This window comes from Baaleninema simplex PCC 7105, assembly GCF_000332355.1.
GTDB lineage: Bacteria > Cyanobacteriota > Cyanobacteriia > Cyanobacteriales > Geitlerinemataceae > Baaleninema > Baaleninema simplex.
Window position 1 is genome coordinate 2760474 of record NZ_KB235958.1, and the last position, 22989, is coordinate 2783462.

Here is a 22989-nt window from a genome sequence, read left to right on the forward strand (position 1 = left end):
TAACTGTCGCAAGTCTGTTCCTGGACACAAAGGATATCCCAAGTTCAAGAAAAACAGTCGTTCCGTTGAGTACAAAACTTCCGGTCGGAAGTTACTCGACCCCAAGCATATTGTCTTTACGGATAAGAAAAATATAGGACGACTAAAACTGGTTGGAACTTGGGATTTGGCGTTTTACAGTACCGAACAAATCAAACGGGTTCGACTGGTTCGCAGGGCTGACGGTTACTACGCACAGTTCTGCGTTAGTGTCGAGGTTCGAGAAACACTCGAACCGTCAGGAAATACCGTGGGATTGGATGTCGGACTCAAGGAGTTCTACACCGATTCAAACGGAGAATGCGAACCGAATCCGAGGTTTTACCGAAACGCTGAGAAAAAGCTGAAACGCGCTCACCGAAGGGTGAGCAAAAAACAGAAAGGCTCTGCCAACCGAAAAAAAGCCGTCAATCGACTTGGACGAGTTCACCTCAAAATAAGTCGGCAACGTGAAGAACACGCCAAGAGACTGGCGCGTTGCGTAATCCGATCTAACGATCTGGTGGCCTACGAAGACTTGAGGATACGGAATCTAGTGAGAAACCACTGTCTCGCCAAGTCGATTCACGATGCGGGTTGGTATCAGTTCAGGAAGTGGTTGGAACAGTTTGGAGAAAAGTTTGGCAGGATAACCGTTGCGGTCGAACCTGCCTATACCAGCCAAGCCTGTTCGAGTTGCGGCACGGTGGTCAAGAAAAGTCTCTCGACTCGCACCCACGTTTGTCAGTGCGGTTGCGAACTTGACAGAGACCACAACGCCGCAGTCAACATCCTGAACGCTGCCTTGAGTACGGTAGGGCATACCGGAACTTCGGTTCGGCTTCGCTCACCGAGCGCAGTCGAGGTGAACGCTTCTGGAGATTTGACCGCTACTTTGGCTGGTGCAAACCTGTCAGAGCAAGTCGGATCGTTGAAGGAAGAATCCCCACGCCGTGATAGCTGGGGAGTGTCAACGATCGCGTTTGTGTCAATTTAGCGCAAATCGATCGCCCGTTCGCGAGGTCGCTTCGGTTCGGTGAGGCGATCGTCCCCCCTCCACTGTTGTTGCGAGAGGGACGAGTTACGGCATCCCCCACAGACGACAACAGCTCAATTCCTGAGTTCACAAGGATTTCAGGAAATTTCCCAAGAACGCTTGACAATTCTGTAGTATTTATGTAGTATGTAGTACAAGCAGATGCAAGCCAACCGCTTCTGACATCTGGTATTCCCGAACCTTGAAAACTGAATTCACTTTCTCCTTCAGTGCTGCCCGTTTCCTGGGGTTGTAGCTCAATCGGTTAGAGCGTCCGCCCCTCTTGCGGAAGGTCGCGAGTTCGAGCCTCGTCAGCCTCGTTCGGGCAGTTTTTGAAGTCCCGTGGGCGAACAGTCAAGCCGTCAGCCCCTCAAGCTGAAGATGCGGGTGCAATTCCCGTCGGGACTTCTACAATTTCTCGTTTGTAGTACGTCAAAAAAACCGTAACACACTATGTATTACGCGAGAAATTCATCCCAAAGTTTCGCGGGGGGATGGTGTAACGGCAAACATCTCGGTCTCCAAAACCGTGGTTCTGGGTTCGAATCCCAGTCCCCTTGCCATTTCGTAATGCCTCATAGCTCAACTTGGCAGAGCAACGCGCTGTTAACGCGATGGTTGTTGGTTCGAGTCCAACTGGGGCAGTTTGTCCGTTGCCGGGTAGACGAATCGGTGAAGTCGCCTGTCTCTGAAACAGGAAATTGTAGGTTCGACTCCTACCCCGGCAGTTTTTTGCCCTGTGGTGTAACTGGCAACATCTCGCACTTTGACTGCGAAGAGTCCAGGTTCGATCCCTGGCGGGGCAATGTCCGCTCCCGTGGCGCAATTGGAAGACGCGACAGACTTAAAATCTGTTTTGCTGTGAGTTCGAGTCTCACCGGGAGTATGACGGGATGTAGCGCAGTTTGGTAGCGCGTCGGCTTTGGGAGCCGAACGTCGCAGGTTCGAATCCTGCCATCCCGATTGGCCCCTGTGACGAAATGGGTAAACGTCGCCGACTCAGACTCGGTGTTTTGCAGGTTCGAGTCCTGCCAGGGGTATCGATGGAGATCGTGGATTTTTCGCCCCCGTGGCCCAATTGGAAGAGGCACTCGGCTAAGAACCGGGTCGTTGCTGGTTCGAATCCAGTCGGGGGCATTGCAGCGCGGGGATGGAGCAATGGTGGCTTCTCAGGTTCATACCCTGGAGATCGGTAGGTTCGATTCCTACCCCCGCGACTAAATCTTAAAGGTACAGCATGACGAAACGCATTGCGATCGCTCGAGAGACGCTCGAAATTTTAAACGCCGGTTATTACATTTCGCCGACAGGAAAAAAAGTCGAGATCGAGCGAGAATTCAAAGCTTGTTTGGCACAAACTCGATGTTACGACCCCGAAACCCTCTCCCAACTCGAACGAGAGGTGTTGTCGCGTCCGGCAACCTTTGCGAACACTGCGTTTGAAGTCTACAACGAGACCACACTGATGGGAGCCGAACGTCTGGCGCGATCGCCATCTTCATCTCAAAAATTCCAGAAAATTGGCGTGTTGAACTTCGCTTCAGCTAAAAATCCCGGTGGCGGCTTTCTCAACGGCGCTCAGGCTCAAGAAGAAAGTCTCGCTCGCAGCAGTGGTTTATATAAAAGCCTGGTTCGATGTCCTGAATATTACGATTTTCATCGGAGTGCCAAGTCTCTACTTTACTCCAACCGAATCGTTTGTTCTCCGGGCTGTCCGGTCTTCCGAAAAGATGACGGAACGCTCCTCGAAAACCCTTATTTTGTCGATTTTATAACGAGTCCCGCTCCGAATGCTGGAGCAATTTCGAGAAACAAACCTCAAGACCTTGAAAAAATCCCCGAAGTCCTGCGCGATCGCGGTGCGAAAGTGCTGAGTCTTGCGGCTTATTCGGGTTGCGATGCCTTGGTTTTAGGCGCTTGGGGCTGTGGCGTATTTCGCAACGACCCGGCAGAAGTATCGCAAACGTTCGCCGATTTCTTATTACCTAACCATCCGTTTTGGGGAAGATTTCAACTCGTTTTGTTTTCAGTTTTAGACTCGACTCGCTCTCAAAACACCTTCAAATCATTTCAAGCCAAGTTTGCAGGCGATCGCAACCTTCAATGATTCGCGTAGGTTTGTCTGATTGAAACTCTCCGGCTCGGAGTAGAACTCCAGATCCCCGCATCTTGGAGATGCCAGGGATCTTAAACGATCTAAGTTGCGTTAAACGAAAACCGCTCTCGTTTTCTGACAACTGACAGGCATCGAGACACCACTCTTCCCTCTACACTGTATTACGCTCGCGTCCCGCTTTCACCCTTCATTACGGCCGAACCAATGAGATGAGCTAAACGCAAGGCTTCGGGAACGTGACCGCATTCGGTGAGCGATCGCAGAACTTTTGCGATCGTTCCGGGTGATTCTCCGCACACTTGGAAGTAGAATGGAGGGGAAGCGTAGATTCTTCCCGCGCGGCGGATTCTATCCCATCGTTTTTCAAAATCTGGTAGACGACGCATCGCCTGTTCCATCTTTTTGAGTTTCGGTGGGCGGCGCATGAGAGCGACGCACGGACGTTGTAGGCGTTGTGCTAAAAGAGGGAGGTCTATTAGATTGAAGCCGCCGAAGCCGATACCGTCTAACAAGACGAGGTGAAGTTGAGGTAGAAACTTCCCTTCGAGCAGTAAGTCGCAGATTCGATCGGTGGCGTCCCAACCATCCGGTTCGATCTGTCCCCAGACCATCCCCTCGAAGCGGGTTCCGCCGCAGACTACACCGGCGATCGCCACCGCTCGATCGCTGTTTCGCTCGAAGGGTGCGTCGTCGAATCCGATGACGCGAACGGTACGTTTGAGTCTAACCAGGTCGGAAAGTTTCACGATCGCATCGAGAATAAAGAGTCATACAGACCATTATCTCGCGATCGCCCTTGCCAACTCTCGGGAGACTCGTTTAAATAATGGGATTGGGCTTTTTTAAAAACCGTTTTCATAACTCGATTTGTCAGTGAAGCTAGGAGGTGAGGATATGTCTGAAACGACCAAGAACCAAAACTTCCGAGTCGTTCCACTGTCGGAAAGCGTCAAGGTCAAAACTGACCTTCAGGAAATTCACCTACCCGCACTGCGATCGGGGTTTGCTGGATATCCGATGAATCCTCGTTGGAACGCGCTCAAATTTCGAGCTTGGAAACTCGGCCGTCAGTGGCGCCAAGCATTACTCGAAGGTGAGTTGTACGTGCGTCCGAACGATCTGATGCTGGTATCGGTGGCTGAAGCTGACGATGTCACGTCAGATACATCGGCATCCGAGCCATCGAGGAGCGATCGCGAGGAATCTTCCCCATCGGCCAAACCCTCGCGGTGGGGAACGCGCATTTTGGCACTGGGATGGTAACAACGCGCGATCGTCTCGGTGTTCTCTCGTCGAATTGACTGGGAAACCCGGCCACTCTTCTGAGTCCGGGTTTCTTTAAACTCATAAATTTGACTATTTAACTAAACGGTTATATATTGAAATTAAGTAACGTAAAGCGACTAGGAGGTTACTTTATGATGTTTGGTAACGTCGGAATACTCGATCGCATCCTTCGCTTCAGTATCGCCGCAGTGCTGTTGTATCTCGGACAAGTCACCTACAGCGGAGATCCCCTCGGACTCGGACTCACTATCGCCTCAGCCATCGCGGGTGTCACAGCGATCGTCGGATTTTGTCCCCTGTATCGTCTCCTCGGCACCAGTACCCGCACCGACACCTAAGCGCGGGAGATTTGCCCCAAATCGGGGACGTTACTGTCCGTTCCGTTGAGGTTGTCCCATGAACTGTTCGCCACTCTCACAAGTCCAAAAGCGCCTGTTTGCTTGGGGAATGTCCAAAGCCAACGACGCCGACGATCGCACCTTACAACTGATCGACCACCCCCACTTTGCAAACATGGCTCAACTCAAACAGACAATGTTGGGCAACTTGCGAGGTCGCATCCTCGAAATCGGCCCCGGTGCGGGGGCTAACCTGCGGTATTACGCCCCAGATATCGAATGGATCGGTATCGAACCGAATCCGTTCATGCACCCCCATCTACAACGGGAAGCCGAAAAATTTGGCGTGAGTCAGAATCGCTTGGAAGTCGGAAGTGCCGAACGCCTTCCCGTGGAAGACCTTAGCATCGATGCAGTGGTGAGTACCCACGTTCTCTGTTCGGTGGGAGATCTCAACGGCGTATTAGACGAGATCGATCGCGTTCTCAAACCCGGCGGACGGTTCGTGTTTCTCGAACACGTGGCCGCACACCCAAACACCTGGACGCGACGAATCCAAGAAGGTATCGCCCCCATTTGGAAAAGCCTGTTCGATCGCTGCCATCCCAACCGGGAAACCGGCCCGGAGATCGATCGCGCCGGATTCGCCGAAGTCACCTATCACAACTTTCAACTGTCTTTTCCCGTCGTCAGTCCCCACATCGCCGGATTTGCAGTAAAAGCGTAGCATCTCGTCAAGAGCCTTGACACCATCTGTAGAGTTGGTGAGCATTGCCAACTCTACATTTAGCGGAATTCCCGTTAAAATCCGTCCGTCCTAGTGACGACTCGCATATAACACGAAATTCTAAAAAAGTCAAGTCTCGATCGCGAAAAAAATCTCGAAAAAACCAGGAGAAATTAGGAGTCAGCCCTATGCTGTTAACCAAAAAGAATCTAGAAGACGCGAAGAACCAAGTCTACGACACCATCGTCGTCGGCGGTGGTGCTGGAGGACTCTCGGCTGGCGTTTACCTGCAACGGTATAACCTCTCTTCGCTGATCGTCGATAAAGGAAAAGCTCGATCCTTCTGGATGCAAGAACTCCACAACTACCTCGGCTTACCCCCCGACACCCCCGGACGAGATCTTCTCAAACACGGAAAAGACCATTATCTTTCCGTTAACGGAAATATATTACACGGCTACGTCGAAGAAGTCGTCGACGAAGGAGACACCTTCGCCGTGCGTGTCAAGGTCGGACGCAACAACAGCATTTATCCCACCTTTCGCACCAAATACATCATCGCCGCCAGTGGAATTATCGACCATCTCGTGCCGCTCGACGACATGAAGAACGTCTACGAGTACGCTGGATACAACCTCCACGTTTGTATGGTGTGCGACGGTTACGAAATGACTGACAAACACGCCGGATTGTTCGTCGGAAGCGAAAACAGCATGAACATGGCGTTTGGCTTGAGTTGGTTTACGCCAAAAATTACCATTTTCACTCACGGTTTGTTTGAAGTCAGCGACGAAATGCGCGAACGAATCGCCGAAATGGGATATCGCCTCATCGAAACTCCGATCGCGCAATTCCTGGGTGAAAACCACCAAATGAACGGTGTGGAATTGGTCGATGGAACCGTCGTTCCCTTGGAAACCGGACTGATTTCGATGGGGTCTCGTTACCACAACACCTATCTATCTAATTTGAATTTAGAGATGCAGGGTGGAAATCTAGTGACGGACAAAGTCGGACGCACTTCTCATCCTCGGGTGTTCGCGATCGGCGATTTGAAAGTGGGCTTAAACCAAGTGGCGATCGCTGTCGGTGACGGTGCGTTAGCCGCCACGCAAATTTGGAAAGATATGCGGAAAGAAGCCGGTCCTCGTCCTTGGGTAGAAAACCGGGAAAACCAACCCGCGTTAGTGTAAAAACTCGTAGGGTGCGTGACTTGAAAAATCGGGTGTCGAAAGTGCTACGCACCGCTTTCGCGAACGTGAGACCGATCGATTTGTCACGCACCGACAATGTACACCACCAATAAAAACAACGATGATTCAACATCTCGAAATTACCGTTCTGGTGGAAAATACCGCTTGGGGACGGGGCTTGTTGGGAGAACACGGCTTATCCTGGTGGATTGAGGCGGACGGCCATCGAATTTTATTCGATACCGGACAGGGATACGTTCTGAAACACAACGCCGAACGGTTGCAACTTCCTCTGGATTCCCTGGAGGCGATCGCCCTCAGTCACGGTCATGACGACCACGCTGGGGGGCTTTCTGAGGTTCTCTCGATTTGCGGCGATCGCCTCGATTTATATTTACATCCAGAAAGTTTAAAGCAGAAATACAGTCCCCGTGGGGAAATTAGCGCACCGTTGCGAGATGTAGAAGAGTTACAACATCGCGTCAAACGGCTAGTGATTACAGCAGAACCGACGGAAATTGTTCCGGGGGTATGGTTGACGGGAACGGTTCCCCGTCGCCATCCCTTGGAGGATACGGGAGGAGCGTTCTGGAACGACGCAGAACACCAGGAGGTGGACGAACTGCTCGACGATCGCACCTTGTTCGTCGAAACCCCCAAAGGAATCGTCGTGGTTCTCGGATGCGCTCACGCGGGAATTATTAACATTTTGGACTACATTCGCGAATTGACTCAATCTTCAATTTACGCGGTCATGGGGGGAATGCACCTGTTACGAGCGAGCGAGGAACGGTTGGCGGCGACGGTGGAAACCCTGACTCGGTACGACATCCAGCATATCGGCGCGAATCACTGCACGGGAACGAAAGCGATCGCGCGGTTGTGGGAACATTTCGGCGATCGCTGTTTTGACGCACGGGTGGGAACGCGATTTGAAGCGCGATCGTAGACAAGATAGCGGCGACTTAAATTTCCATTCGAGCAATATATAACTTTTTCGTTTGCTAATTTTTAAGCTTTATTTTTATGAGTTTGTGAATTGAGTTTTACAGCCTGTCTTTTGCTATTTATAACGAGTTTTATCTAAGATTGACAGCACTTTCATGTTGTCAATAAACAAAAAGATCGTGTGGATACCCAAAGCGATTGGTGTGGCTGTGGTTGGAGTAGCGAGTTTTCCCCTCACTGTTTTTGCGGAAATGGAGCCGTCAGAAACAGTCGTTTCCAAACTCGAAAAAGCTCGTCGTGTCGCAGAAGAAGAAGAGGCGGCGATCTCATCAGAAAACATCCCAAACTCTAACCGTCTCGATCGCCTGGTGGATGTTTCAACGCCCCATACCTCCGAAGGGGAGAATCGGGCGATCGCGGCGCGACTCAATACCGTAGACTGGGAAGCCTTCTCGGTCGATCGCGGCGTCTTTTCCCCTCAAACCCTCGATGTCTTCTTCGCCGATCGCCCCAACGAACGGGAACTCGCGCCGTTTCCCGACATCCCAAACTGGACGTTCGACGGACACCAATTTCATATCGCCCACGACGATGTTAGCGTTCCCGGCCAATGGAGCGCCGCACGGCCGGACGGTCACGCTCCCATCGGCGTGATGGGCGACCATACTCACGGGGCGGGAGAGTTTATGTTTTCCTATCGCTTCATGGATATGCACATGGAGGGAAACCGCGACGGAACCGACAGTTTGAGCAACGACGAGGTTCTCGAACAGTTTCCCGTGACGCCGACTCAGATGGGAATGCAAATGCATATGTTGGGGGCGATGTACGCTCCCACCGACGAGTTAACGCTGATGTTGATGGTTCCCTACGTCTCCATGGAAATGGATCACCGGACTCGCAGCGGCGTGCGGTTTACCACCAACTCAGACGGACTCGGCGACATCAGCCTCAGTACGCTTTATAAAATTTGGGACAGCGATCGCCAACGTCTCCATCTCAATTTCGGCTTGAGTTTTCCAACCGGTTCGATCGACGAGCGAGACAATACCCCAGCCGCAGACGACGCCGTGTTACCCTATCCCATGCAGATCGGTTCGGGAACCTACGATTTGCTTCCCGGAATCACCTATCTCGGACAATCCGAACAGGGGTCTTGGGGCGCACAAGTACGGGGACGCGTGCGTTTGGGGCGCAACGAGGAAGACTACGCCCTCGGCGATCGCCTCGAAGCCAACAGTTGGCTGGCCCGAAAGTGGACGGATTGGTTCAGTACCTCGGTACGCGTGACGTTTCGGACGTGGGGAAACGTTCGCGGCGAAGATTCCCGTCTCAATCCGATGTTGATTCCCACCGCCGATCCCGATCGCCGTGCGGGATCTCGGTTTGATGTGGGGTTGGGATTGAACCTGTACGATCGCCGAGGATTTCGCCTGGGGGTCGAGTTAGAACTTCCCATCTATCAATCTTTAGACGGACCACAACTCGAAACCGACTGGACGATGACAGTGGGACTGCAAGCGTCGTTTTAAGAGGTTTCACGGTAAGGAAACGACGCAGCAGGGCGATCGCAGACGACTGTTTTCTCGATCGGAGGATCGGGATTTCAGCCATTGAGTCCCAAAAACTCTCAATACCTCTCCTCGTTTCCCGTACTGTTGAGAATTGGCTGAAGTATGCGATCGCCCTCAACCCTGGTATCGTCAAGATTGCCAAGGTCGATCGAACAACGCGCGATCGAGAAAGAAAATCCCGGTTAAAACATGGGAATCATCTGTAACGGGCCCAGTCCCAAATCGTCAGGATCGATCGCGGGAATTTCGTAAAACGCCATCATATCTCGCAGTTGGGGATTGCCGCGATGAGAACCCGTTGCTCCCATCGCTAAGATCAAACCACAATATCCTTGATTGCGACGGCTGTTCTTCTCCCATTTCTTGCGAACTTCTTGATAGTGAGGGTTGTCGTGGCTGTACTCGCCAAACAAATATAACTGTCTGTTTCCCAGTTGTAAAATTCCGAGATCGAACTGTTCCCCACTGGCGGGATTTTCCCCCGGATTGAAACACATCGCTCGGATTCCACCGGCTTCTTCAATACGAGCGACGGTGTCTTTCACTTTCGGGCGCGTAGTTTGAACGATGACCACCGGAAGCCCCGCCATCTCTTGGGGAGCCTCTTCGTCGCGCGTATAATACTGAGCGGTCATCCGCAGAATCTCGATCGTGTCTTCGGAGATACTACCGAGGGTTAACAGCGATCCGTCGGGAATCAAATCTTCTCGCAACAGGGGCAACCCTGCGAACATTGTCGGATCTAGCCCTTCGGGTAAATCCTCGAGCGCAAAACTGTCGTCGTCGTCGTCGGTGTCCGACGCCATTTCAAACAGTTCGCTGGCCAGTTCTGGCATGGTCGCGACGGTAACGCTGACGGACTTTTCGGGAACTCCAATTTCGGGGGGAATCGAGATTTTGTAAGTCGATTCGATTTTGGGAAACCGATCGTCGTCGAGTTTGTAGTTATGTTTCGAGAAAAAGCGATCGAGAGCTGTTAACGCCACCAATACGGGAACGGCTTCTTCCTCGTATAAAAACGATCGCAGTCCTTCTAGTGGATGTAGGTTGCCAAACTGGGAGTCGATTTCAGGCCAGGGTAAATCGTAGAGGTCGAAGTCGTCCGAGTCGAATTCTTCGAGACTGTCATAGGTTAAAAACAGACAGTCTTGGTTGAGAAAGGCGTTCTCGAGCTGTTCGATGGAGTCGTTTTGTAATACAGAGGCGCGAAACTTCTTCAACGACTCGAGCGATCGATACATCAAAATGCCGTAGTCGAGTCCCAACATCCCCAACACGGAGACGTAAAAGGTTTCGATGCCCCAGCGATCGAGGCTGACGGCGATAATTTGATGGTCGCCCAAATAGTCCCAGGGGGCGTTATCCCACAACGCATGGGCGATATCGTTGAGAGGCGTTTCGTATTGGGGCGGTAAATGGGGCGGACGGGCTTTTACCGTACTTTGCAACCCCTGAAAAATTTCGTCGATCAGCGGTAAATCGGGGGCATAATCGAGCGCGATGTCCAACCCTTGCAAAACACCCCGCAAAAAAAACAACAACTCCCGATCTTTGACGACAATTTTTTGAGGTCGGGCGGGTTCGGCGGGATTGTGGGGATGTTCCATCGCCCGAATCAGTGTTCGCACGATCGCCTCGAAACCGACATCGGACGTGACCATATCCATCGCCCGCACGAAGCCTTGAGACCCATCGACCCAAAGCACGCATTCACCGGTCTGCTCTGCACTGTCTGCATCCGAGGCAACGCTCAACGAGCGTCGGTCTCCTTCCCAAACACAAGGAATTTGTTCTAATTTTTGCAAACGGCGACGAGTAGATTGAGTCAGCACGATCGTAATACGTTTAGAAGCTATCAGTCGAACGTCTTGCGGGAGCGCTTTTCGAGAGCGACCTCCCGATCTTTGAAGCGGCGTTCTTAACCGGGGTAACTATTCCACTGTACCACTGGGAACCAGCAGAACTGACAGACCGACAGACGCGATCGCCGGATTTCCACTCCCCTGCCGAGGCGAACAAACGTTATCATTTGTAATGAAAGCTGCTGTTGACAAAGAGTTGCAGACCTTATGCCAAGCACCGCCCCGATTCTCGTCGAAAAGACCAAACTCGAACGCCCGCCTCTGACGATCCACTATCTCGGCGATCGCGTGTTGCGTCAAAGCTGCAAGCGCGTATCCCGCGTAGACGATAAGGTGCGCCAGTTAGCTAGAGAAATGCTACAAAGTATGTACAGCTCTGATGGTATCGGGCTGGCTGCGCCACAAGTCGGGATGGCCAAACAAATGCTCGTGGTCGATTGTAACCTCGACGACCCGACGACACCGCCTCTGATTTTAATCAACCCCAAAATTAAGCGGTTCAGCCGCGATATCGCCCTCGGACAAGAAGGGTGTTTGAGCATTCCCGGCGTCTATCTCGATGTCAAGCGTCCCGCCGCGATCGAAGTTATCTACAAAGACGAACGGGGACGTCCCCAAACTCGAGCTTTTACGGGACTGGCCGCCCGCGCCATCCAACACGAAATGGATCACCTCGAAGGGATTATGTTCGTCGATCGCGTGGAAAACGAAATCGAACTCACCCAAGAGTTAGCCAAACACGGTTTTTCCTACAAAACTGTCCGACGGATTAAAAAAGCACGGTAAACAATCGACAAGGAGCGCCTCAAGACGATGGGAACCACCCCAAAAGCCGGTTTTTTTCTTGCCTGTTCCTGCGTTGCCGCGATCGCGGCCGTCGGATCGATCTTCGAACTCTCCTCGGGAACTCCACAATACGGCGTCGCGTTCACCAGCGCCATCTTAGCTCTGAGCGTTCCCCTGGGAGGCTTTTTCTTCTTCGCCGCCGTCCGCGATGCCAAAGCGAATCAGTGATGACGAGATGATGAGATGATGAGATGATGATGAGAAGGTAAGACAAGGGGAATAGAACACGACTTGTAGAGTCGGTGCGTGACGCAGAGTCAGAACGAACCTGACTCCGGCCAGCTGTTCCGGCCGCGTCACATATCTTACGATTGTTCCCCGTTCCCCGTTCCCTCTTCCCCGTTCCCTCTTCCCTTTTCACTGAATCCGCCATGCCGACGACGAACGCCCCAGATTGGGAACGCTTGTATAAAGCCCTCAGTGTGGAAGCCGAACGTGGGTTTCCGAACTTGATGGGGCGCGAGTATCGGTTTCACGAATTTCTCAAACTCAGTTTCAGTAAGCCTCCGACGGAACTTCCTGAAGACGATCGCCGCCGCTGGCAGGAACTCGGCGATCGCTTCGCGGGTTATACCGACTTTACGCCATCTCAACGGCAGCATTTGGTGGCAGAGTCCCGCCGCTTTTTGCTGCAAATGCAGCGGGTGTTCGAGAAGGTGCGATCGCAGCAGCAAGAGACTCGCCCAACCCGCGTTAAAACGCCACCCACCGCCCCGATTCAAACGTTAGCTCAACAAACCACCCCCCGCTACACCAACCCCGAACCGCTTCATTTAACTCAGCCTCTGACGGAGGTTAAAGCGATCGGACGGCGCAACGGCGATCGCCTCGCCCGATTGGGACTCTACCGGGTGTTGGAATTACTCTATTACTTCCCGCGCGATCGCATCGACTACGCCCGTCAAGTGAGTATCTGCGACTTAGAACCCGGTGAAACCGTCACCATCATCGGCGACGTGAAAAGCTGTCGGTTCTTCTCGAGTCCCAAAAACAAAAAACTGACGATTTTCCAACTCGTCCTCAAAGACCCCACCGGACAAGTGAAAATCACCCGGTTCTACGCCGGACACCGTTACACTTCCTCGCGATGGCAATACGCCCAGCGATCGCAGTATCCCCGTGGGGCGACTGTGGCGGCGTCGGGATTGGTGAAAAAGAACAAATACGGCGTCACCCTCGACAACCCAGATTTGGAAGCTCTCAGCAACGCCGAAGGTCGCATCGAATCGATAACTGTCGGTCGCGTTCTCCCCGTCTATCCCCTCACGGACGGGGTCACAGCGGATATGATGCGTCGGGCGGTGTTGGCGGTTCTTCCGGCGGCGAAACAGGTTCTCGAACCGCTTCCGGTGAAATTGCGCCAAAAATACGATTTGGTGGAGTTACCCACGGCGATCGAACAGATTCATTTTCCCGACGATAGCGACAGTCTCGATCGCGCCCGTCGTCGTTTGGTCTTCGACGAATTCTTTTACTTGCAACTGGGGCTGTTGCGCCGCCGTCACGAACTCAAACAAAGTGGTGAAATCGCCAGTCGTCCCGCCTCCGCCGCCCTCACCGGACAGGGACAGTTGGTCGATCGCTTTTACTCTATTCTGCCGTTTCAACTCACGGGCGCACAACAGCGAGTCGTGCGAGAAATCCTCGGTGATTTGTCGAAAACCACCCCCATGAACCGCCTGGTACAAGGAGATGTGGGGGCGGGTAAAACCGTCGTCGCCGTGGTCGCCATTCTGGCCGCCATCCAATCGGGCTATCAAGCGGCGTTGATGGCACCGACGGAAGTGTTAGCCGAACAACACTATAAAAAACTCGTCGGTTGGTTGAACTTGCTGCAAATTCCGGTGGAACTGCTGACGGGTTCGACTAAAACCAGCAAACGTCGCGAGATTCACGCTCAATTACAAACGGGAGAACTTCCGGTTCTCGTGGGAACTCACGCGTTAATTCAAGACCCGGTCAAATTCCATCAGTTGGGTTTGGTGGTTATTGACGAACAGCACCGCTTCGGGGTTCACCAACGAGCGAAATTGCAGCAAAAAGGCGCAAACGGTATTTGTCACGTGCTATCGATGACGGCGACGCCGATTCCTCGAACGTTGGCGTTAACGCTACATGGAGATTTAGATGTGAGTCAAATTGACGAGTTACCCCCCGGACGAAAACCGATTCAAACGACGGTTTTATCGGGAAAGCAACGTCAAGAAGCTTACGATTTGATTCGTCGAGAAGTGGCGGGAGGTCGTCAATGTTATACGGTTTTACCGTTGATTGAAGAGTCGGAAAAACTGGATATTAAATCAGCGACGGAGGAATACGAACGATTACAGCAGGTCTTTCCTCACTACGAGATCGGCTTGCTTCACGGTCGCATGACCTCGTCGCAAAAGGAAGCGGCGATCGAACAATTTCGCACCAATGCAACGCAAATCCTCGTTTCGACGACGGTGGTTGAGGTGGGGGTAGACGTTCCCAACGCTACGGTGATGTTAATCGAAAATGCCGAACGCTTTGGGTTATCTCAGTTACATCAGTTGCGGGGACGAGTCGGACGCGGGGGCGATCGCTCCTTTTGTATTTTGATGACTCACTCGAAAGCTTCCGCTGACGCCAAGCAGCGGTTGGAAGTGATGGCGCAGTCGCAGGATGGCTTTTTTATCGCGGAAATGGATATGCAGCTACGGGGGCCTGGTGAGGTGTTGGGAACTCGTCAGTCTGGACTTCCTGATTTTGCTCTGGCCAGTTTAGTCGACGATCGCGAGGTGTTGATTCTCGCCCGAGACGCCGCCGAACGGGTCATCGCCAAAGATCCCACAGTCGATCGCTATCCTCGCATGAAACGGGAGCTAGAGAAGCGGTTCGAGCAGTTGTTGGGAGGATCGATTTTGACTTAGCTCCCTCGGCGGGAAGCCCCGCGCCCTACCCGCCAGGGTGGGCGGCGGCCGGGAGAGCCGAGCGGCAAGGTTGCGGGTAAGTGGTCGATCGGCTCCAATTTTTCGGGAACGGATATACAGTCTGATGCAGTGCCGTAACACATCGTACTATGCGAGTCGCCTACCAATACCGATTAAAGCCAACTTACGAACAGCGATGCTTAATGTCTAGCTGGCTCGATCTGTTGCGTCGCCAGTATAACTGGCTGTTAGCCGATCGGTTCGACTGGTGGGAGATGAATCGTACTTCTGTCAACGCCTGTCCGCTGGTCTGTAGCATCGCCGCGCCCAGAGAACAGCCAGACTATTACAGCCAGAAACGGTCTCTGGTGCAGCTCAAACAAGAACGTCCCGGGTATGGAGGAATCCAATCCCAAGTACTGCAAGACATGGTGAAGCGAGTCAAGCAAGCGTTTGACCGTTTTATCAAAGGAGACAAGAACGGCAAGCGTAGCGGTAAACCCCGTTTCAAGGGAAAGAATCGTTATCGCACTTTCACCTATCCTCAAAAACGCGAAACCCAGATCTCAAAGGTCTGGGCGGAGAAGCCCGCGCCGTACCGCCTAAGCGGTCGGCGTCGGGAGTTCGTCACGAAATTCACCACAGAGACACAGAGGACACAGAGGGGTTTTTGGAAGACTGACGCTCTGTTACGTTACTTAACATTTCTTCGTGTCTATACACAATTATAATGAAACGCTGTTTTTATGAGATAATAAAGGGTTTTCAGGATTATTTGGGCGTTTCAAGGCGGTTTTCAGATATGGAAATTCGCCAAAAACGGCGATTTTAGCTTTACATTACTTAACTTAAGTTTAAATAAGCAAACGTAATTACTAAGATTTACGAAGTTGAATTGACGGATGGGGTGTAGTCTTGACAAATTAAAGCCTGTAGCGTAAATCACATTGAGTCAGCCATGGAACCATTATTCCCGCTCGCTCCCCGTTACCACCTCGACGATCCCCAACCTTGGCTGCGCGGCATCGATCCCGCCCGCCGCTATTGGCTGTGGGTCAACGGAGACGAGAGGGTTTGTACGACGGTTCCGGGTCTGTCGATTTCCAGTTTTGAGGAGTTCAAACAGGCGATTTGGAAATTTCGCGGTTTGGAACCGGGCGATCGCATGGAAATTCGCCGGGTTATCGACGGATGTACGATTCACTGTGTCGCAGCGAACTGTTACGCGATCGCCGATACTGTCAACGACGCCCCAGTTTGGCACTTATTCGATCGCGAAACCCTCGAAAGCCTGCTGATGACGGCTCACCCCGACTGGCAACCCGCCCCCAGCGACGTAGAACTCGGTCGCGGCATGATGGAGCGGATGTTCGCCCAGTCGATGGCGGCGTAATCGTATTTGGCAAAATTAACGCCAAACGAGATCGACGTAGGGTGCGTGACTTGGAAAATAGGGTGTAAATCCTTAGACCAATAAATCGTCACGCACCGCCAATGTACACCGCCCACTGAGACGGAAAAATCATCACGCACCGCCAACTGTCGGGATGTCACGCAAACTGTTTGAGATTGAGAAGTTCCTGCGGCGACGCCACCAGCTTAATTTTCACGCTCAACACTTGCGAGGTGTCGTCGAGGTGGAACGTCCAACCGACGTTGACACCAAACAGCGGCATTTTGACTTTTCCAGAGACTTTCACCAGGCGCGTTCCGTCGTCGAGAGGTTCGATTTTTCCCCGTTTGGGAAAACAGGTGATGCCCTCGGCTTCCGTTTCCAGATAGAGCGCGATCGCATCGGATCCGACCACCGCCTCTTCAAACGGTGGATGTAACGCACCCGTTTCGGCGAACAGTTGCGCCGTGTACTCGAAGTCTCCCGTGTTGAGGGTTTCAAAGTAGCGACAGACAACGGGTTCGTCGATTGCTTCAATGGCGATCGCACTTGAATCGAGTGTCGTTTTCTCGTGCATCAGACAAACTTTCCCATCACAGCAGTATTCAACACTGTCAGAACTTACGCATTTACACCATCTGTAGGTGGGCAATGCCCACCGACCTCTACATTGAGTGTGGTTAACGTTGAAGTGCGTCAGTTCTCAATTAAAAAACGGGACGAAGGAACAAACCTCGAAGAAGTTCCTTCACCCCGATGAAAAACGTAAGGAAACGTCAATACGGACTAACAAGCAGGCGATCGCGATGGATTACGACAGGGGATCGATTCCCATGTCGATAACTGCTTTACGGAGAATCGAAATTTGTTGGCTGAAATCTGCTTTCGTCACGAGGACGTTGAGAATTTCTTGAGCCGGACGGGACAAGCGATAGCCTTGGGGCATACCGATAACGGTTCCTTCATCCATCCACTGGGCGAGGCGATACCAGAACGCCAGTTTGGTGTTGACGCTCAAAGCACCGTAGGCGCGGCTCGTCGCACTGTTGCGCTTAGCGGCTAAGTCGCGCATGACTTGGAGCTGCTCGCCAGGTTCCATTGCTTTGATTTGCTCGAGGATACCTTCTGCGAGGTGGAGACGTGCCGCACCGGGTGCAGCGGGAGTGATGGCTTTGCCCATTTCGGTGTAGACGAACCACAGAAGCGCGAGTTGGTCGTCTACGGACAAGCGGCTGAAGCGAGCTGCCACTTCGGGAACGAGTGCAGCAGAATCGACAACAGAGAGTGCGGGGTTAGTAGTCGTGGCGTAGGCCATGGTTTTACTCTACCTTTGTCAAGCGGCTACTTCGATCTTGCAAACTTTCTTAACAAAAAGCAAATAAGATTTACAAATCAATTAAATTTGGAATCATAATGAGTTTGCCTAAAAAGCGTTACACCCAACAGTTGTAAACCGTTGAAAATTCGAGATTAAAAGAGAATAAGCGCAATATTCTAGATTTTTGGAAATTTTTAAAGCTTCGAGGTCTCGAATAATGAAATTAGGGAGTTGCGATCGCCCGCCAGAATAGAGATAGTCTCGTTCCTCTGCACTGACACGCCGCCATGAACTCAGATCTCAACAGCGATCGCATCAAACAGAAAGCCTACGACTTAGGATTTCATCTCGTGGGGATCGCCGCTGCCGAATCGCCTCCCGAGAACGTCCGACATTTACAAAACTGGTTAGCCCAGGGATATCACGCGGATATGGACTGGATGAAAAATCCCAAACGCCAGGACATCAAAGCCTGTTTCCCCGACGTAAAATCTGTGATTTCCGTGGCGTTGAACTACTACACGCCGGACGAACAGCCCCAAGAGGGCGATCGCGCCAAAATTTCCCGCTACGCCTGGGGACGGGATTACCACCGGGTTCTCGACAAAAAACTCAAAGCCTTTACGCTGTGGTTGCAACGCCAAGGGGAAGGGATTCGCGCCAAATACTACGCCGACACCGGGCCAGTTCAGGATAAAGCTTGGGCGCAACAAGCGGGGTTGGGCTGGATTGCCAAAAACGGCAACGTCATCACCCGTCAGTACGGCTCTTGGGTGTTTCTCGGGGAAATTCTCACCACCCTAGACTTAGAGTGCGATCGCCCCCATACCGAACATTGCGGAACCTGCACTCGCTGTTTGCAAGCTTGTCCCACCGAGGCGATCGTGCGTCCGTTCGTCGTCGATGCCAACCGCTGCATCGCCTACCACACCATCGAAAACCGCAGCGACACCCTCCCTCCCGACATTGCGAAAAACCTCCAGGGTTGGGTGGCTGGATGCGATATTTGCCAAGAAGTTTGTCCCTGGAACCAGCGATTTTCCCGAGAAACCGACGTAGAGGAATTTCAGCCCTATCCCGAAAACCGCGCCCCGAGTTTGTCCGAACTCGCGACGCTATCAGAAGACGATTGGGATCGCCGATTTCGCGCCTCCGCCTTACGCCGCATCAAACCCTGGATGTGGCGACGCAATGCCGAGGCGAACTTACAAAATAGAGAACGCGATCGCGATCGTTCTCGTCTCAGCGATGACGATCGCGACGCCGCAGCGTTTCGAGGGTCGTAATTGCGAACAATCCGAGAAGCAGATGGGGTTCGGGAACGTCTACCGGATCGGGGGGAAGCGAGGAAACTTGGGAAAACTGACGCAGAAAAACCGGCGAGGCGGGGGTCGAGTCAGCAATAAAATAGCGGAACGTCACCGTTTCGCCCGGATCGACGAGTCCGTTGGAAAATGCGATCGCGTCTTTTCCGTTGCGGATCGTTTGAATATCAGAAAAGCGATCGGAGGTTGGCGTAAAGTCAGAATAAGAGGGAATAGATTTCCCACTCGGCAGTCCGAACGCGAGACCGTCTCCATGAGAGCTAGGGGTTCCCAAGTTCGACTGAAGTTCGTGATCGAAAAATTCCCAGGTGCGATCGCTGCGATTGGTTAACACCGACTCGAACCAAAAGCCAGACACAGATCCAGCGGGCATTCCAAATTCATCGACGACATCAAAAGAAGTCAAACTCGTTAAGCCGTCAATCTGTAACACCAAGTCGAGATCGGTTCCCGTAACATCTTGAAACAGGGTGATGGTGTTACCCGTAACGGTTCCACCCTGAATATTGAAGTCTCCCGATCGGGCTTGAAAGTTCAGCGATCCCCCGCCGATCGATAAGGAGACAGCCGAAGCGGGAGTCGTGGCGATCGCAAACGGTGTGGCAGTTGCAGCCAGTAACGCGCCCGTACGCAACAGCGGGGTTCGATCGAGAATAGAACTCAGTAACCAACTCATACTTTGACCCGAACCATCTCAAAAACTTCACCTTTTGGATACAATTATGGCATCCTGCAAAGTTCTCATCGAAAATTTCGGGATCGCCAACCCAGATTTTTTAATGAATGCAGGCAGCACCCTTACCCGCCTAATTCAAGGTTGAAACGGTTAAGCATCCAGTTTACTGTCCCTTTCAGCCAATGCTTGAGCCAAACGTATTCGATGACGGCGGGATATCTGCTGCTCTGGGTCAACGCCATCAAAGGTAGGCGGAATCCAAGCGCGGACGACTAATAAACCTCCCAGCACGATGAGAAAAGAGCAGGCCGCCATGACCTGCACCCACGGCGTTTCCAAAATGCCTCGGACAATGATTTCCCGCAGCACCGACACGATCGAAACTTCCACTGCGACCCCAATCGAAACTCGATGCTCCTTTAAATAAATAATCAGTAATCGAAACAATTCCACCAGAATTAGCAAAAACAAAATATCGGCAGTGACCCGAGGAAAGTCTAAAGGGGGCAACAGCGACAGAAACATCTCTCGCAATTGCATCACCATGAAGCTAAACAGGCCAATGCACAACGAAATCACAATTAAGTCCTGCACCATTTCCAGAAAACGGACGATGTAGGCTCCATTAAACCAATTGCGCCAGCGATTAGAAGAGGCTGCTGATGAGGGTTCCATAGTCATCAAAGGTAAAGGGCAAAAAGGGGGGGGTGAAGCGGCCTAGATTCTGTATCTTTGGCAATAAATTGCCGAGGAAGTTCGAGCAGCCCCCCGTAACGTTAAACAAAGAGAGTTCTAAGCGATTTGGCGTAAACCTGTGAATATCATGGCCGAGACAATCTATGCGGCTGTTGAATGGAGACGATGCAGACCTTGCTGCCGCGTTGGTCTGCCAGACTAGGGAAGCTCCAGCAGACCGCGACCCATCTGGGATCAGCTACCTCCCATCAGAGTCTGGGCGAGTCCGATGAAGAGTGGTATTCCCACAGCAAGCGCGATCGGCGTGCCGACGGCTGTAGACGAGCCGATGTAGGCGGAGGGATTGGCCTTGGGAATACCAGCGCGTAACGTGGGCGGCCCTGAGATGTCTGAACTGGAGGCGGCGATGACAGACAGGATCACGACGCCGCCAGGACTGAATCCCGTGGTGACGTGGGCGACCATGCCGAGACCAAAGCCAATGAGTCCATGTAGCAGCGGTGCCACCACAGCATATACGGCGTACCACTGGGCTACCTTGCGTAGCTCGCCGATCCTTGCCCATGCCTCCATACCCATGACCAGCATCAAGATCGAAAGCAGGCCGCGGAAGAGGGGATCGAAGAAGCTCTCATAGACACTTTCCGGCTGGGTCAGTATACCGAGCGCGAGACCGAGCAGCAGTGCTGACAGGGCAGATCCTTGGAGGCTGTCCTTCACGATAGGCCATATCTCGACCCGCTTGTCTGCGATACCGCCCTGCTGACTGAGATACTCCTGCCTACTACTGGGATACTCCTGCTCGCTGGAATATCCACCTACGGCAACCGGCTGCTTGCTGAGAGACTCCTGCTTGCTAAGAGACTCCTGCTTGCTGAGAGACTCCTGCTTGCTGAGAGACTTTTGCTTGCTCACATAGATGCTGGCCAAGACGATCGCAGTCACGAGTGCCGGGATGTCCATAAAGGGATAGAGTGCGGCAGCCCATGCCTCGTATGGCATACCTTCGGATTCCAGCATTGTCAGACCGGCGGCGAGGGTAGAACCACTCACGGCACCGAACAAGCCCCCGGTCGCAATGGCATCCACGGTTTTGACTTTCGGCAGCCTGGCCAACGTGTTTCGCGCGATGAACACGATAAGGATTCCGATTATCGCAGCGAACACCGCAGGTAAAAGCATCTCTGCGAGATTGGCGTTGCGGATCGCAATGCCGCCGCTCAGTCCAACTTTGATGAGCAGCATGAAGACGATGAACTTATAGATCGCGTCTGGAATTTGCAGTCGGCTATTGACGGCGGCAACGACCATACCACCAATCAGAAAGCCGAGTGTCGGAGACTGCAACTTATCCACGAAGCGCGTCAAGAAATCGGACAAAAAATCCACTGTGTAATTCCTCCGTAATCAGATCTTGAGGGTCAGGACGGTAGGCAAGGGTGGCCTCAAATCCTGGGTGGCTGGCTCTATGCATCCGGGTGAGCGGCGAGTCAACCCGCTACTAAGAATGCATCTGCATCCCGGTGTGTCGTGTGCTAGAAGATCGGGTTTCGCTCCAGCGAGGGCAAACGATCGCCCGTATCAGTGCTGATTCATTGGCAATGGCGTGTTTCAGTCATGATTGACCAGCAATTGGTTCGTAAAATCCGAGGGATGCATCTGGGAAAGCGTTTTCGGGTACCTACTCAGGTGGAGAGCGGTTATTCATCGCGCTTCCGCAACGGAAAATGGTGCGCGTTTGGGGAATACAATCGACCGATCGCCCAGATTAGTCCGGTTGATGATGTTGGCATAGGTCAACTCAAACGCCATCGTACTCAGCCCCAAAGCCACAAACCAGATTCAGACTGTGGGAAACACGGCCGAACAGAGATGCAGATAGAGCCGGTTGCTGAAGCACTGGCAACGTACAGAAAGTTCCGACGAGTTATGCGAGATAAATTTGCCATGAATACCTCCTTCTGCCTCCTCTAACAAGGAATGATGATTGTGATAAGTGAGCTTTAAACAGTTGAAGACAGTAGGGATGAAGCGCTTCATCCCTAGAACACAGGTGTTATACGGATACCTGTCGATAGGGTGTTCAGAAATGCCCGCTCTCAGAATGGGGCTGGAAGATGTCGCTGTCCCGCAGCATCTTCTATAGAGCTAGCTCTATGAAGACTCAAATCTTTATGTACTTAAGTCTATGCGCTTAAGTTTATCTTAAAATCTGCACAAATTTGCGATCGCTCCACATGGATCTGCTAAGTAATGTCAAATTCAAATCATAAGTTTTTCTTTTATTCTCAGAAAACCCGTATATCTCTGGTCAATGTAAATTGCGATCGCAGAATGTTCTCTATACGTTCAGGCGTTACGCATCTACACCATTTGTAGAGTGAGCAATACCCACCGACCTCTCCATTTAGGGTAATTTCGGTCGAACTACGTAAGTCCCAAGGGAATCCCAAACCTAAGCCGGGGCGTGAAAACTCGGCTTGGTATCATACGGAATCCGAATCTCAACGCTTCGACTTCGCTCGCTTCGACTTCGCTCGCTTCGACTTCGCTCGCTTCGACTTCGCTCGCTTCGACTTCGCTCGCTTCGACTTCGCTCGCTTCGACTTCGCTCGCTTCGACTTCGCTCGCTTCGACTTCGCTCGCTTCGACTTCGCTCGCTTCGACTTCGCTCAGCGTTAAAACACTGGTTTGCCCCAGTCAGACAAGCCCCTCTATCCCCCCAACCATCCCCCCAACCAT

At 52.3% G+C, this 22989-nt stretch carries 21 protein-coding genes and 11 tRNA genes; 25 read left to right on the forward strand and 7 right to left on the reverse strand.

Annotated features, from left to right (window positions below; translation table 11 throughout):
* The 13 genes from GEI7105_RS30625 to GEI7105_RS0114285 form a co-directional block, all read left to right on the forward strand.
* Positions 1 to 1015: RNA-guided endonuclease InsQ/TnpB family protein (locus GEI7105_RS30625; protein ID WP_017661119.1), on the forward strand; the 1015-nt coding region annotated here is incomplete at its 5' end.
* Positions 1016 to 1300: 285 nt separating this feature from the next.
* A tRNA-Glu gene (locus GEI7105_RS0114235) sits at positions 1301 to 1374 on the forward strand.
* A gap of 16 nt (positions 1375 to 1390) precedes the next feature.
* Positions 1391 to 1462, forward strand: a tRNA-Glu gene (locus GEI7105_RS38495).
* 80 nt (positions 1463 to 1542) lie between these two features.
* Positions 1543 to 1617, forward strand: a tRNA-Trp gene (locus tag GEI7105_RS0114240).
* 8 nt (positions 1618 to 1625) lie between these two features.
* Positions 1626 to 1699 (forward strand) — tRNA-Asn (locus tag GEI7105_RS0114245).
* A 9-nt stretch (positions 1700 to 1708) separates the two neighbouring features.
* A tRNA-Gln gene (locus GEI7105_RS0114250) sits at positions 1709 to 1782 on the forward strand.
* Between the two features lie 5 nt (positions 1783 to 1787).
* Positions 1788 to 1860, forward strand: a tRNA-Gln gene (locus GEI7105_RS0114255).
* Positions 1861 to 1865: 5 nt separating this feature from the next.
* Positions 1866 to 1940: transfer RNA gene (locus GEI7105_RS0114260), tRNA-Leu, on the forward strand.
* A 3-nt stretch (positions 1941 to 1943) separates the two neighbouring features.
* A tRNA-Pro gene (locus GEI7105_RS0114265) sits at positions 1944 to 2017 on the forward strand.
* 3 nt (positions 2018 to 2020) lie between these two features.
* A tRNA-Leu gene (locus GEI7105_RS0114270) sits at positions 2021 to 2094 on the forward strand.
* Between the two features lie 23 nt (positions 2095 to 2117).
* Positions 2118 to 2191, forward strand: a tRNA-Leu gene (locus GEI7105_RS0114275).
* 6 nt (positions 2192 to 2197) lie between these two features.
* A tRNA-Met gene (locus tag GEI7105_RS0114280) sits at positions 2198 to 2271 on the forward strand.
* Positions 2272 to 2291: 20 nt separating this feature from the next.
* Positions 2292 to 3161 (forward strand): TIGR02452 family protein, encoded by an 870-nt coding sequence (locus GEI7105_RS0114285; protein WP_017661120.1) that lies wholly within the window; start codon positions 2292 to 2294, stop codon positions 3159 to 3161.
* A gap of 170 nt (positions 3162 to 3331) precedes the next feature.
* Here GEI7105_RS0114285 and GEI7105_RS0114290 read toward each other — a convergent pair whose 3' ends face one another.
* Positions 3332 to 3916: an endonuclease dU gene (locus tag GEI7105_RS0114290; RefSeq protein ID WP_017661121.1), complete on the reverse strand. Its 585-nt coding sequence runs from the start codon at positions 3914 to 3916 to the stop codon at positions 3332 to 3334.
* 148 nt (positions 3917 to 4064) lie between these two features.
* On the opposite strand from GEI7105_RS0114290, the gene GEI7105_RS30630 reads away from it, so the two are divergent.
* The 6 genes from GEI7105_RS30630 to GEI7105_RS0114325 all read left to right on the forward strand — a co-directional run bounded on the left by GEI7105_RS30630 (position 4065) and on the right by GEI7105_RS0114325 (position 9195).
* The gene (locus tag GEI7105_RS30630; protein WP_017661123.1) at positions 4065 to 4433 is read left to right on the forward strand and encodes a hypothetical protein; all 369 of its coding nucleotides are present in this window, start codon (positions 4065 to 4067) and stop codon (positions 4431 to 4433) included.
* 155 nt (positions 4434 to 4588) lie between these two features.
* Positions 4589 to 4795, forward strand: a complete 207-nt coding sequence (locus GEI7105_RS0114305) for a YgaP family membrane protein (protein ID WP_017661124.1) — start codon at positions 4589 to 4591, stop codon at positions 4793 to 4795.
* A gap of 58 nt (positions 4796 to 4853) precedes the next feature.
* A complete protein-coding gene (locus tag GEI7105_RS0114310; protein ID WP_017661125.1) occupies positions 4854 to 5522 on the forward strand; it encodes a class I SAM-dependent methyltransferase in 669 nt (222 codons plus the stop codon).
* A gap of 188 nt (positions 5523 to 5710) precedes the next feature.
* Positions 5711 to 6715 carry an NAD(P)/FAD-dependent oxidoreductase gene (locus GEI7105_RS0114315; protein WP_017661126.1) on the forward strand — a complete coding sequence of 335 codons (1005 nt, stop codon included), beginning with the start codon at positions 5711 to 5713 and terminating at the stop codon, positions 6713 to 6715.
* A gap of 121 nt (positions 6716 to 6836) precedes the next feature.
* Positions 6837 to 7664, forward strand: coding sequence for an MBL fold metallo-hydrolase (locus GEI7105_RS0114320; protein ID WP_017661127.1), 828 nt, complete (start codon positions 6837 to 6839; stop codon positions 7662 to 7664).
* A 202-nt stretch (positions 7665 to 7866) separates the two neighbouring features.
* Positions 7867 to 9195 (forward strand): transporter, encoded by a 1329-nt coding sequence (locus GEI7105_RS0114325; RefSeq protein ID WP_017661128.1) that lies wholly within the window; start codon positions 7867 to 7869, stop codon positions 9193 to 9195.
* Between the two features lie 224 nt (positions 9196 to 9419).
* Here the strand turns inward: GEI7105_RS0114325 and GEI7105_RS0114330 are convergent, their stop codons facing one another.
* Positions 9420 to 11069, reverse strand: a complete 1650-nt coding sequence (locus tag GEI7105_RS0114330) for a DUF6930 domain-containing protein (protein ID WP_245555413.1) — start codon at positions 11067 to 11069, stop codon at positions 9420 to 9422.
* 237 nt (positions 11070 to 11306) lie between these two features.
* On the opposite strand from GEI7105_RS0114330, the gene def reads away from it, so the two are divergent.
* The 5 genes from def (at position 11307) to GEI7105_RS0114355 (ending at position 16232) form a co-directional block, all read left to right on the forward strand.
* Positions 11307 to 11885, forward strand: a complete 579-nt coding sequence (gene def / locus GEI7105_RS0114335; RefSeq protein ID WP_017661130.1) for a peptide deformylase — start codon at positions 11307 to 11309, stop codon at positions 11883 to 11885.
* A gap of 27 nt (positions 11886 to 11912) precedes the next feature.
* Complete coding sequence (locus GEI7105_RS0114340) at positions 11913 to 12113, forward strand: hypothetical protein (protein ID WP_017661131.1); 201 nt, start codon at positions 11913 to 11915, stop codon at positions 12111 to 12113.
* Between the two features lie 203 nt (positions 12114 to 12316).
* Entirely contained in the window at positions 12317 to 14839 is a 2523-nt protein-coding gene (recG, locus tag GEI7105_RS0114345; RefSeq protein ID WP_017661132.1) for an ATP-dependent DNA helicase RecG, read from the forward strand.
* 149 nt (positions 14840 to 14988) lie between these two features.
* Positions 14989 to 15570 (forward strand): RNA-guided endonuclease InsQ/TnpB family protein, encoded by a 582-nt coding sequence (locus tag GEI7105_RS30635; protein ID WP_445958286.1) that lies wholly within the window; start codon positions 14989 to 14991, stop codon positions 15568 to 15570.
* Positions 15571 to 15797: 227 nt separating this feature from the next.
* Positions 15798 to 16232, forward strand: a complete 435-nt coding sequence (locus GEI7105_RS0114355) for a hypothetical protein (protein WP_017661134.1) — start codon at positions 15798 to 15800, stop codon at positions 16230 to 16232.
* A gap of 157 nt (positions 16233 to 16389) precedes the next feature.
* Here the strand turns inward: GEI7105_RS0114355 and GEI7105_RS0114360 are convergent, their stop codons facing one another.
* Positions 16390 to 16809, reverse strand: a complete 420-nt coding sequence (locus GEI7105_RS0114360; protein ID WP_017661135.1) for a nuclear transport factor 2 family protein — start codon at positions 16807 to 16809, stop codon at positions 16390 to 16392.
* A gap of 234 nt (positions 16810 to 17043) precedes the next feature.
* Positions 17044 to 17547 carry an orange carotenoid protein N-terminal domain-containing protein gene (locus tag GEI7105_RS0114365; RefSeq protein WP_017661136.1) on the reverse strand — a complete coding sequence of 168 codons (504 nt, stop codon included), beginning with the start codon at positions 17545 to 17547 and terminating at the stop codon, positions 17044 to 17046.
* Positions 17548 to 17837: 290 nt separating this feature from the next.
* Here GEI7105_RS0114365 and queG point away from each other — a divergent pair, with 290 nt between their 5' ends.
* Positions 17838 to 18836 (forward strand): tRNA epoxyqueuosine(34) reductase QueG, encoded by a 999-nt coding sequence (queG, locus tag GEI7105_RS0114370; protein WP_017661137.1) that lies wholly within the window; start codon positions 17838 to 17840, stop codon positions 18834 to 18836.
* On the opposite strand, the gene GEI7105_RS0114375 is transcribed toward queG, so the two are convergent.
* From GEI7105_RS0114375 to GEI7105_RS0114385, 3 genes are all read right to left on the reverse strand, one after another.
* The gene (locus GEI7105_RS0114375) at positions 18793 to 19551 is read right to left on the reverse strand and encodes a hypothetical protein (protein ID WP_017661138.1); all 759 of its coding nucleotides are present in this window, start codon (positions 19549 to 19551) and stop codon (positions 18793 to 18795) included. The genes queG and GEI7105_RS0114375 overlap by 44 nt on opposite strands.
* A 150-nt stretch (positions 19552 to 19701) precedes the next feature.
* A complete protein-coding gene (locus tag GEI7105_RS0114380; protein WP_026097661.1) occupies positions 19702 to 20226 on the reverse strand; it encodes a phosphate-starvation-inducible PsiE family protein in 525 nt (174 codons plus the stop codon).
* 255 nt (positions 20227 to 20481) lie between these two features.
* Positions 20482 to 21636: a sodium-dependent bicarbonate transport family permease gene (locus GEI7105_RS0114385; RefSeq protein WP_017661140.1), complete on the reverse strand. Its 1155-nt coding sequence runs from the start codon at positions 21634 to 21636 to the stop codon at positions 20482 to 20484.
* Positions 21637 to 22989: the final 1353 nt, after the last annotated feature.